General features: G+C 34.4%; 10 protein-coding genes. 6 read left to right on the forward strand and 4 right to left on the reverse strand.

What is annotated here, in order from left to right; all coding sequences use genetic code 11:
* Positions 1 to 59 precede the first annotated feature (59 nt).
* Positions 60 to 1,505, reverse strand: a complete 1,446-nt coding sequence (locus tag ACQKNR_RS09525; protein ID WP_427317298.1) for an MATE family efflux transporter — start codon at positions 1,503 to 1,505, stop codon at positions 60 to 62.
* Between the two features lie 355 nt (positions 1,506 to 1,860).
* Here ACQKNR_RS09525 and ACQKNR_RS09530 point away from each other — a divergent pair, with 355 nt between their 5' ends.
* Entirely contained in the window at positions 1,861 to 3,507 is a 1,647-nt protein-coding gene (locus ACQKNR_RS09530) for a peptide ABC transporter substrate-binding protein (RefSeq protein ID WP_427317299.1), read from the forward strand.
* A 26-nt stretch (positions 3,508 to 3,533) separates the two neighbouring features.
* Here ACQKNR_RS09530 and ACQKNR_RS09535 read toward each other — a convergent pair whose 3' ends face one another.
* Positions 3,534 to 3,737 (reverse strand): hypothetical protein, encoded by a 204-nt coding sequence (locus tag ACQKNR_RS09535; RefSeq protein WP_427317301.1) that lies wholly within the window; start codon positions 3,735 to 3,737, stop codon positions 3,534 to 3,536.
* A gap of 592 nt (positions 3,738 to 4,329) precedes the next feature.
* Here ACQKNR_RS09535 and spx point away from each other — a divergent pair.
* A complete protein-coding gene (gene spx / locus ACQKNR_RS09540) occupies positions 4,330 to 4,725 on the forward strand; it encodes a transcriptional regulator Spx (protein ID WP_000258267.1) in 396 nt (131 codons plus the stop codon).
* Between the two features lie 49 nt (positions 4,726 to 4,774).
* On the opposite strand, the gene ACQKNR_RS09545 is transcribed toward spx, so the two are convergent.
* On the reverse strand, positions 4,775 to 5,449 hold the full coding sequence (locus tag ACQKNR_RS09545; protein ID WP_427317303.1) for a TerC family protein: 675 nt from the start codon (positions 5,447 to 5,449) through the stop codon (positions 4,775 to 4,777).
* Between the two features lie 370 nt (positions 5,450 to 5,819).
* Here ACQKNR_RS09545 and mecA point away from each other — a divergent pair, with 370 nt between their 5' ends.
* The 4 genes from mecA (at position 5,820) to pepF (ending at position 11,321) form a co-directional block, all read left to right on the forward strand.
* The gene (gene mecA, locus ACQKNR_RS09550; protein ID WP_427317305.1) at positions 5,820 to 6,503 is read left to right on the forward strand and encodes an adaptor protein MecA; all 684 of its coding nucleotides are present in this window, start codon (positions 5,820 to 5,822) and stop codon (positions 6,501 to 6,503) included.
* 72 nt (positions 6,504 to 6,575) lie between these two features.
* Positions 6,576 to 8,120, forward strand: a complete 1,545-nt coding sequence (locus ACQKNR_RS09555) for a cardiolipin synthase (protein WP_427317307.1) — start codon at positions 6,576 to 6,578, stop codon at positions 8,118 to 8,120.
* A gap of 79 nt (positions 8,121 to 8,199) precedes the next feature.
* Positions 8,200 to 9,444: a competence protein CoiA gene (locus ACQKNR_RS09560; RefSeq protein ID WP_427317309.1), complete on the forward strand. Its 1,245-nt coding sequence runs from the start codon at positions 8,200 to 8,202 to the stop codon at positions 9,442 to 9,444.
* A gap of 50 nt (positions 9,445 to 9,494) precedes the next feature.
* Positions 9,495 to 11,321, forward strand: coding sequence for an oligoendopeptidase F (pepF, locus tag ACQKNR_RS09565; RefSeq protein ID WP_427317311.1), 1,827 nt, complete (start codon positions 9,495 to 9,497; stop codon positions 11,319 to 11,321).
* A gap of 133 nt (positions 11,322 to 11,454) precedes the next feature.
* On the opposite strand, the gene ACQKNR_RS09570 is transcribed toward pepF, so the two are convergent.
* Positions 11,455 to 11,628 (reverse strand): hypothetical protein, encoded by a 174-nt coding sequence (locus tag ACQKNR_RS09570; RefSeq protein ID WP_427317312.1) that lies wholly within the window; start codon positions 11,626 to 11,628, stop codon positions 11,455 to 11,457.
* Between the last annotated feature and the right edge of the window lie 222 nt (positions 11,629 to 11,850).

Raw genomic sequence — 11,850 nt, forward strand, 5'->3', positions numbered from 1 at the left:
CTATATAAAACATTTATATTATAAACCTTTGTCAATAAATCGATATATTTAAAGAATTGTTATTGCGCCTGAACAGGAACACTCTCATCTTGCTCTTCAGGCTTAACAAGCGCATAATTTTCCCACGCTCTACTTCTCCAGCGAAAGAACATAATAATTGCACGCGTCCATTCGTCGATAGCAATCGCTAGCCAAATACCAACGAGTCCCATATCTAAATGGAAGACGAAAAAGTAACCGAGCGGTAAACTCATTAACACCATGGAAAATGCGCCAATTAAAACTGGATATTTTGCATCGCCAGCTGCGCGAAGTGAATTAATGATGACGATGTTCATCGTACGTCCCGTTTCCAGTATTACACTTAGTAAAAGAACGTTTGCCCCTAGAGAGATAATATGAGGATTATCTGTAAATAGCCCCATTAATTGTGTGCGGAATGTAATAACGAGAGCAACCATACATAAAGTGACGCCAATCGCCCATTTTACACTTTTCCATACGCGTTCATATGCTTCATCTTTTTCGCCACCGCCAACAAGGCGCCCGATAATAATTGCTGTTCCCATACCAATTGCAATTGCAAATAAATAAGTGAACATGGAGATGTTAGTAGCGTATTGTCTAGCAGCTAATGATTCTGTTCCTAAGTATGTTGCGTAATATAGGAAGACAATTTGACAAGCTTGATACATGACTTGTTCAAATGCAGATGGAATGCCGATTTTTAAAATTTTCCCGACGTATTCTTTTGATAAAGTGAAGTAATATTGTAATTTTACACGGTATTCCATAACGCGGTATAGTAACCAGAAGAACACAATAAGTGCGATTAATCGGCTGACAGCAGAAGAAATTGCAGCTCCTTGCACACCGAGTTCAGGGAAACCAAATTTCCCGAAAATGAGTACGTAGTTTCCAGCAATATGAATAATATTCATTCCAAGTGAAATAAACATCGCTTGCTTTGTAAAACCGTGTACGCGGATAATTGCGGCTAATGAGTTAATAATAGCCTGAAGGAAGATAGCACCTCCGACGATGGATAAGTAGCTTTGTGCATACGTTAGTACATCGCCTTGTAAGTTCATTGCCATCATCATATGTTTTGAAAATAAAAGAAAAACAGCGCTTATAACGAGCCCAACCACTAAATTTAATGTGACTGCTAATGCTGATATTTTAGATGCCTCCATAAATCGTTTGGAACCGAGGTATTGAGATACGACGATAGCTGCGCCGTTCCCGATGACTTCTAGTACCAAAATAGCGATATGAAGATATTGATTCGCTGCACCAACCCCAGATACAGCATCGTCTGATAATGCACTTAACATGAAAGTATCAGCGATCCCCATTAACATAAAAAGAAAAACTTCTAGAAAAATAGGCCATGTTAATAAGAATAAACTTAATTTTTCTGTCGGCCCATTTTGGGAGTGAATTGCTGTCATGTCCGTCCCCTCTTTACAGATATCTATTTTTAGCAAAGTGTATCGTAACATACTTTTCTATCCTTTGCACTCATTTTAGCTTACATATTTTCAATATGAAGGAACCTTCATTTTATGACAAAAAGAGGAGAATAATTATACATAAGATATTATAAAATATAAAATTTATTTTTATCTGATAATTTAGAAAAAAATAAAAATTATTAATTTTGACGCTTTGGTCAGGTTAAACGGTAATATGAAACGTTTACAAAGGTTTATTTTTTAAACAGAAAATTTTAATAAGATAGAAATATAAATATACAAAGATTATATTTGTGTGTATAATATGAATTGTTAGAACATATATATATTTCTTTTTGTTTGAAAATGAAAGGGCTAACATTTTTTTTTGGAGGGTGGAAATATGAAAAAAAAGATGCCGATTTTTGTAGTATCAACGGTAGCAATGAGCATGATTTTAGGGGCATGTAGCTACCAAAAAGATGAACCGCAAGCAAACGCAAAAGGGGATAGCGGGAAAAGCGGTGCGAAGCAAGTTATTAATCTAACAGAAGTGTCTGAAATTCCGACAATGGATACAACACTTTCCTCGGATGCTGCTTCTTCAAAAGTTATGAATAATACAATGGAAGGGCTGTATCGACTTGGAAAAGGCGATAAGTTAGTTCCGGGTGTGGCAAAATCTCATACGAAGTCTGAAGATGGTAAAAAATATACATTTAAATTGCGTGAAGACGCAAAATGGTCGAATGGTGACCCTGTAACAGCAAAAGATTTTGTCTATGCATGGCAAAGAGCTGTTAACCCTGATACGGCAGCGAAATCAGGATATATTATGTTAGATGTGAAAAATGCAGAAAAAATTAATAAAAGAGAGCTATCACCGGATCAATTAGGTGTAAAAGCGATAGATGATCATACATTAGAAGTTGAATTGGATAATCCAGTTCCATATTTTCTCGATTTAACGGTGTATCCACTATTTTTCCCACTAAATGAGAAGTATATGAAAGAGCAGGGAGAAAAATTTGGTTTGGAAGCAAATACAACTTTGTATAACGGTCCATTTGTATTAAATGAATGGAAACATGAACAAAGTTTCCAATTAAAGAAAAATCCAACTTATTGGGATCAAAAAGAAGTGAAATTAGAAGAAATTAACTTTAACGTTGTAAAAGATACTGGAGCGGCTGTTAATTTGTACAATACTAATGCGATTGACAGAGTTGGTTTAACAGCGGAATTAGTTGATAAGTATAAAGGGCAAAAAGACTTTAAAACAATTAATGATCCAACTGTATTCTTCTTACGTTTTAATCAAAAAAATCCAGTTTTAGCTAACAAAAATATTCGTAAGGCCATTTCTAGCGCATACGATCGAGATGGTATTGGAGAGGTTATTTTAAACAACGGTTCTAAGGGAGCGTATGGTTTAGTACCATCTGATTTTGTTAAGGGACCAGATAAGCAAGATTTCAGAAAAGAAAATGGAAAACTTTCGAAAGTCGATGTGAAGGAAGCTAAAAAATTCTGGGAAGCAGGAAAGAAAGAATTAGGTAAGGATAAAATAGAACTAGAATTTTTAAACTTTGATAATGAAGAATCTAAGAAAATTGGTGAGTATGTAAAGGGAGAATTAGAAAAGAATTTACCAGGTCTAACAGTAACAATTAAGATGCAACCATTTGCACAAAAATTAAAACTTGAAGATAGTGGACAGTTTGATATTTCATTTACTGGATGGGGACCTGATTTCCCAGATGCAATCACATTCCTTGATATGTTTATAACAGATGGTTCACAAAATAAAATGGGCTATTCTAATGCTCAGTATGATGACATTATTAAAAAGGCAAAGCAAGAAGGGTCAGATGTAAAAGGACGTTGGAATGAACTGTTAAAAGCGGAAAAAATCTTATTTGAGGATGCAGCAATTGCGCCAGTATTCCAACGCGGTAGATCAATATTAGAAAGAGAAACAATTAAAGATTTATATATCCACAAATATGGCGGCGAATTAAGCTTTAAGTGGGCATCCGTAGAAAAATAAAAAAAGCAGGTGATTACCTGCTTTTTTTAATACGTACGTTTTCTATAAATACCTTTCCCACCAACTTGGTTCCAGCCAGTTTGTACATCTAAGCTTTTGTTAACAAATTTCATTTTTTCTTTTCCGCCAAAGAGTTTTTCACCGATGCTATTTGTAATGACACCAATCAATGCTGTTATTCCAATGATGAGGGCAGCAACAGTGACAAAATCAATAAAAAAAGCAATCATTTGCAAATTCCCCCTTTGCCTGTCTCTATGTTTATTGTATGAGATAAAAGATAAAAAAGAAAGAAATGTCAGAAAAATATTTCGTTTACTTTGGAAATCATGTAGACATGGGTGAGAATGTTTGTTAAAATAAGAACAAATGTTCCTTTCTCTTCTTCTTTGTATAGTCTTACATTTCTTCATTGATTTATCAGGAAAAGGTAAGAAAACGTTCTCTTTTTCATAGAGAAAATTATAAAAAAATAACTGTATATCAAATGAAAAATCTATGAAAAGTGAGTGTTAAAAGGATTGAAGGTTATTGTTAAAGGACAGTTAAAGTGAGTGTAATCATGTTACATAGCAGGGAAATACGTGGAAGAGTTTTCTCAACTAGCAGGAAATTTACTGTATATTTCTTGCAAAATCTATTGTATAATGATTATAGAAGTTACTTATTAAAAGTAATTGTTGTTTATTATAAGTTGTTGCTTACATGAAAAGTGATTTTTTACTTTGCTATAAGACAAGTTATCGTGAAAAATTGCTGAAGTTAGAAATTTAAACTGTAATTAGTACAGAATTTGTACTCTTTAAGGAGAGTGAGCTTTGTATGGTAACATTATATAGTTCTCCAAGCTGTACGTCTTGTAGAAAGGCGAAATTATGGCTAGAGGAAAATCATATTCCTTATACAGAACGTAATATTTTCTCAGATCCATTAACGATTGAGGAAATTAAAGAAATTTTACGTATGACTGAAAGCGGAACGGATGAAATTATTTCTACTCGTTCGAAAGTTTTCCAAGAATTAAATGTGAACTTAGAGTCTTTACCACTTCAAGATTTATATAAGATGATTCGTGACTATCCAGGTATTTTACGTCGTCCAATTATGATTGACGAAAAGCGTCTTCAAGTAGGTTATAACGAAGATGAAATCCGTCGTTTCTTACCACGTACAGTAAGAACGTTTCAATTACGCGAAGCACAACGTCTTGTAAATTAATTATAATAATATGAAAACCTTCTACTTATTATATAGTAGAAGGTTTTTTTTACTGTTTCACATTTCGTAATCGTATTTGTTGAACGATAAAGCCTACACATAAAACCGTGAAAATGAACAAGTAAGGGATACTTGTAGTAAAACTAGGATTATAATGAAAAAAGGTTGCGAGTCTGTCTTCATGTGTAATCATTTTTCCTGCTGTATAGGCGAGAACGGCCGCTCCGCAATAAATGAGGAATGGAATGCGTTCCATAAGGATTAAAATAAGTTTGCTACCCCAAATAATAATCGGGATAGAAATGAGTAAACCAATTATTACGAGTAATAATCTTCCGTGTGCTGCTCCTGCAATGGCAATAACATTATCAAACCCCATAACGAGATCTGCGAATACAATTGTACGCACAGCTTGGAATAAAGTGGTTTTCCCTTGAATAGAAGAAAGATCGTTGCTATTATCAGTTAATAAATTTACTGCAATTAACGTAAGCAAAATACCGCCAATGAGTTGTAAGAATGGGATATCGAGTAAATAAACAGCTAGTATTGTAAGAAGAATCCGTAGCACAATCGCTAAAAGAGTACCAATCAAAATGGCTTTATTTCGTTTTGATTCAGGTAAATTTCGGCTAGCTAGTGCGATGACAATTGCGTTGTCACCACCTAATACAACATCGATACCGACAATCATTAGTACAGATGTTAAAAATTCTAAGTCCATTCGACTGCCTCCATTTATGATGTTTTAATAAGTGAAATATATGTATGTCATGAAAATAGGTTGTCTAGCTTTTATCCTACACTTCGTGGACTAAATAATCTCCTTCAATAGAAGTTTCACTTTATTACATTGTACGGGGGAATATAGAAATGTATGTCCAAATTTTTTGTAAGTAAGAAATCGCTTTAATGATATATTTATGTAGATGATCGAGTAAAGATAGGCATATAACTATTTTTGTAAAATAAATCGATTTTATTTCCATTCTGGAGAATCTTATCATAAAATGAGAGTACAAGAATCTATTGATTTGTCATATGAGTGGGGAATCCCTTCATAACAATTCTAAGCAGGAAGGGAGAGTTGTATTTTGGATATTGAAAGAATTAATGATCATACGATGAAATTTTTTATTACGTACATTGATATAGAGGACAGAGGGTTTAATCGTGAAGAAATTTGGTATGACCGCGAACGAAGTGAAGAGCTCTTTTGGGAGATGATGGATGAAGCTCGTGATCATGACGATTTCTTTATTGATGGGCCGTTATGGATTCAAGTGCAAGCAGTCGATAAAGGGATTGAAGTACTTGTCACGAAAGCAGAGCTTTCAAAGGATGGACAAAAGTTGGAGCTACCGATAGGGGTAGACAAAATTATAGATATTCCTTTAGATGAAGGAATTGAATCGTTATTCCAGCAAGAATTAGTGGAAGAGGTAGAAGAACAAGCAGGAACAAACTTTAATGAAGATGGTACGTTAGGCTTTTTAATTAAGTTTAATGATTTGGAAGATGTCATTTCATTAAGTCATCGCCTTATCTTTGAGGATATAAAAGATGAGCTGTATTCATTTGATGACCGCTATTATGTATATGTGGAATTCGATGAAGTGCTACATGATGAAGAAGAAATTGATCGTATTTTAAGTATTATTTTAGAATATGGAGAAGAATCAACTTTAACAATTCATCGTGTAAGTGAGTATGGGAAACAAATTGTGAAAGAGCATGCGCTTGAAACAATTCGCAATAATTTTCCTGCTAAAACGTAGGCCGATTTCTGTAGTATGAAATCGGCTTTTTGCATGAAGAATAGGAAAGCTTTCTTAGTGAGGAGGTAAGAGATGAAAAATACGTTAAAGTTGATTTTCTTTATCCTACTATTGTTCGCATTATTTGTTTCGTTACGTATGTTTATTGATGTAGCATTTTATTCGGATGTAATTGGGATAAAAGATGTTTCGATTCTAGGTATTATTAGTATTTTATTTACGGTATCTGCATTTTTAATTGGCTGCGTTATTTTCTTAGAAAATCGCCATCCGTCTAAAACACTTACATGGTTAATTGTGTTAGGTATTTTTCCGGTATTTGGATTCTTCGCTTATTTATTATTTGGACAAAACTTTCGGAGGAAGAGAATGTTCCAAAAGAAGGCGTTACTTGATGAACAAGCGTTTTTACAATATAAAGGGCATGAAGATTACGAAGAACAAATTTTGCGCAATCATAAACATCAAGAGTTGTTATTTCGTTTAGCGGACCGATTAGGCGCTTTAAATATTTCATTTCAAACTGAAACGAGAACATTAACAAATGGAGATGAAACGTTTCAGGCCATTTTAGATGGATTGAAACGAGCGAAACATCACATTCATATGGAATATTACATTGTACGTGATGATAAGCTAGGAACAGAAATTAAAGATATTTTAATACAAAAATCAAAAGAGGGCGTTGTCGTTCGTTTTTTATATGATGCAGTTGGAAGTTTTAAATTATCGAAATCGTATATTGAAGAATTAAACGACGCAGGGGTAGAAATGATTCCGTTCTTTCCTGTACGCTTTCCGATTTTAAACGATAAGATTAATTATCGAAACCACCGGAAAATCGTTGTTATTGATGGAAATGAAGGATTTGTAGGTGGATTAAATATTGGTGATGAGTATTTAGGAAAAGATAAATATTTCGGTTTTTGGCGAGATACACATTTATATTTGCGTGGTGAAGCTGTTCAAAGTTTGCAGCTTATTTTCCTTCAAGATTGGTTTTATATGACTGGTGAGGCAGTGTTAGCCCCTGAATATTTACAAGCAAAAGCAGTCGAGGGTGATCATTGGGGGGGCGTGCAACTCGTTGCAGGTGGACCAGATAATAAATGGGAAACGATTAAACATTTATATTTTGCAATGATCGCTTCTGCTCGGAAATCCATTTGGATTGCAACGCCGTATTTCATTCCTGATGATGATATTTTGTCTGCATTAAAGGTTGCTGCACTTGCTGGTATTGATGTACGTTTGTTAATGCCGAGTAAGCCTGATAAGCGCACTGTTTTTTATGCATCGAGGTCGTACTTCCCAGAACTTTTAGATGCAGGAGTAAAGATATATGAATATGAAAAAGGTTTTCTTCATAGTAAAGTTGTCATTGTCGATTCTGATTTAGCTTCAATTGGAACAGCTAATATGGATATGAGAAGTTTCCATTTGAACTTTGAAGTGAATGCCTTTTTATATGATACAGATAGCATTCGAAAACTCGTTCAAGATTTTAAAGAGGATATAGAAGAATCAAGTGAAATTCATGTCGATCGTTTTCATAAAAGACGTCTTCATAGACGAATTGTTGAATCAACGTACCGGTTATTATCACCTTTATTATAAGAAGAGATGTCCGAAATTGGGACATCTCTTTTTTAAAGGAATTTGTAATAAATTGTAGAATATAAGGAGCTGAAAGGGTGTGATTATGATGTTTATCGCCAAAAGAGAAAACGGAGAAAAAATTCATCTACTCTATAATCATGATGAAGAGCTTTTACATCGTATGCGCAAAAAGGAACGCTTCTTTTGCGTAACTTGCGGAAAGGAAGTGCAAATGAAGTTAGGGAAACAAAAAAGTTGGCATTTTGCTCATAAGAAAGTGGATGTATGTCTCGCCTTTTATGAAGCAGAATCTATATATCATATGCGCGGTAAAGAATTGTTATATAGATGGTTGAAACGTCAAAAGTTTCATGTGGATATAGAGCATTACCTTCCAGAAATCCAGCAACGACCAGATATTTTCGTAGAGAGGGCAGGTAGAAAAATTGCGATTGAATATCAATGCGCCAATCTCTCCGTAGAGCAACTTTATAAACGAACGTATTCATATTGGCAAGCTAATATACAGGTCATCTGGATCATTGGTGGAAATCAATTGAAAAAGCAATCTGCATATTGGATGAAATTCTCCTTACTTATGGCTTTCTCTTTACAATCTTATCCTCAGCCATTCCTCATTTTCTTCTGCCCGAAGCAAAAATCATTTATGAAATGTGCCTTTATTACTCCATTTTCTACAAATGTCTCTTTCTCGCATATTGTATATTTATCAGCCGATACGACTACTTTTGAAACGCTCTTTTCTGCCGTTCCTTTCCAAAAAGAAAAATTAGAGAAAGAATGGAAGAAAAGGAAGAACTATTTTCGGCAAAATGCTTTACCGATTTGGAATTATAATTATAAGTCGCTACTACGCCTCTTATACCAATTTAAACGCACTCCAGCGAGCTTTCCTTCTGAAATTGGTGTTCCGCTCCCATCTTCATTTGCTTTTCAAACAAATCCATTTATATGGCAAGCTTTTCTATATATGAAGTGTATAGGTGAGCTTGCGGTAGGAGAGTGTATTTCTCTTCAATATGTGTGTAGTTATGTAAAAAAATATACGAAAAGGCGCCTACTTCCGTACTTTTCACAACATATATGGAAAATAGCAGTTACTGAATATATGACCTTTTTATGTTATGCAGGTGTGTTGCATAAAGTAGGGACTTATAAGTACCAGAAAATAAAGGATGTAGTTATGCTACAAACGGAGGAAGAAATTATGAAACATGATGAAATTTGCTTAATGCATGCGCTATCTTTATTTGAGGCAAAGTTTAACATGAGAGAAGAAAAAGGGGATATAATAAAGAATGATCGTGAAGGAATTACATAAGAAAAACAGAATTGTACTTAAGTAAAGATATTTAAAGGAGGGCTTAAAGAATGTCTGAACAAAACAAAACAAAAACATTACCAGATCGCAACGAGATTGAAGAAACAAGTACGTGGCGATTAGAAGATATTTTCCAAACGGATGCAGAATGGGAAAAAGAATTCCAAGCTATTAAAGAGTTATTACCAAAGTTAACTGAATTTAAAGGGAAACTTGGTGACTCTGCGAACAATTTACTTGAGGCATTGCAATATGAAGATGAAATTTCAATGCGATTAGGTAAGTTATATACATATGCTCATATGCGTTACGATCAAGATACAACAAACTCTGTATATCAAGCATTGAATGATCGCGCGACAAATTTATATTCACAAGTATCTAGTAGCACAGCGTATATCGTGCCTGAAATTTTATCTATTTCAGAAGATACGTTACAAGCATTCTTAAAAGAAAATAGAGACTTAAGTGTTTATGAACATGCATTAGAAGAAATTACACGTCAACGTCCGCATGTATTATCTGAAGCGGAAGAAGCTCTATTAGCGGAAGCATCTGAAGTAATGAGTGCATCAAGTAATACATTTGGTATGTTGAATAATGCGGATTTAAAATTCCCGTCTATTAAAGGTGAGGACGGAGAAGAAATAGAAATTACACATGGCCGTTACACTCAGTTTTTAGAAAGTGATGATCGCCGTGTTCGCGAAGATGCATTCAAAGCTGTATATGAAACGTACGGGAAATTTAAGAACACATTCTCAAGTACGTTAAGCGGGGCAGTGAAACGCAATAATTTCAATGCGCGTGTTCGTAAATATGATTCTGCTCGCCAAGCAGCATTAAGCAATAATAATATTCCTGAAGCAGTATACGACCAACTTGTTGAAACGGTAAATGACAACTTACACTTATTACACCGTTACATCGATATTCGTAAGCGTGCGTTAGGACTAGATGAGCTTCATATGTACGATTTATATACACCACTTGTACAAGAAGTGAAAATGAACGTGAAATATGAAGAAGCACAAGACCTGTTATTAAAATCTTTAAACGTACTTGGTGATGAGTATGTTGATATTTTGAAAGAAGCATATGAGAATCGCTGGGTAGATGTGTATGAGAATAAAGGCAAACGAAGCGGAGCATATTCATCTGGCGCATACGGAACAAATCCGTATATTTTAATGAACTGGCATGATAATGTAAATAATTTATTTACACTTGCTCATGAGTTTGGTCATTCGGTGCATAGTTACTATACAAGAAAGACACAGCCACACGTATACGGCGATTATTCAATCTTCGTTGCAGAGGTAGCATCAACTTGTAATGAAGCGCTTCTAAATGATTATTTATTAAAAACGACAGAAGATAAGAAAGAGCGTTTATATTTATTGAATCATTATTTAGAAGGATTCCGTGGTACTGTATTCCGTCAAACGATGTTCGCAGAGTTTGAGCATATTATTCATAAGAAAGTACAAGAAGGACATGCTGTTACGCCAGACATGTTAACGGAGATCTACTACGATTTAAATAAAAAATATTTCGGTGATGCTTTAATAATCGACGAAGAAATTGGCTTAGAGTGGTCTCGTATTCCGCACTTCTATTACAACTATTACGTATATCAATACGCAACAGGATTTAGTGCAGCAACAGCTCTATCTAAACAAATTCTAGAAGAAGGACAACCAGCAGTAGAACGTTACATTAACGAATTCTTAAAAGCTGGAAGCTCAGATTACCCAATTGAAGTGCTGAAAAGAGCTGGAGTAGATATGGCATCTCCAGAACCAGTGAAAGAGGCACTACAAGTATTTGAAGAGAAATTAAATGAATTAGAAGCATTATTATTTGAAGAGAAGTAATGAGAGAAGACGAGGAATTTTATCCTCGTCTTTTTTGTTTAAAAGTGTATATTGTCGATAATTGTCGAAAATATGAGGTGAATTCCCTTACTTTTTTAAAATTAGAAGTTCGTTTTACAGCTGATTGTTGTAGTTAAAATCCTTTAAATCGTTTTCTATGGTTGAAATAAGAGAGAGCGATGACAATAACTCCGAATAAAAGAGGGAAGGCAATAATTTTAGGAAAAGCTTGTAGTAGAGAGAGGATGTACAAGAAAAAAGAAACAATGATAGCTAGAAAGATAAGGGCAATATAAGACTTTTTCATAAATAAAACCTCCTAAATGTCCTTTTTTATAGCTTATTCAAAAATGAAAACGTTTAGAATGTGACAAAAGTGTGAAATTCGACAAAAGGGGTTGTCATCTGACGTCGAATCTTGTAATATAATAAGTGTGAACGAATTCACATACAAACATATACCCCTTTGTTTGAACGTGAAAATTTCTCCCATCCCCTTTAATATTTTTATAAGCCGTAAAGAAAAAGA

It is taken from the genome of Bacillus sp. NPDC094077 (assembly GCF_050279465.1).
Lineage (GTDB): Bacteria > Bacillota > Bacilli > Bacillales > Bacillaceae_G > Bacillus_A.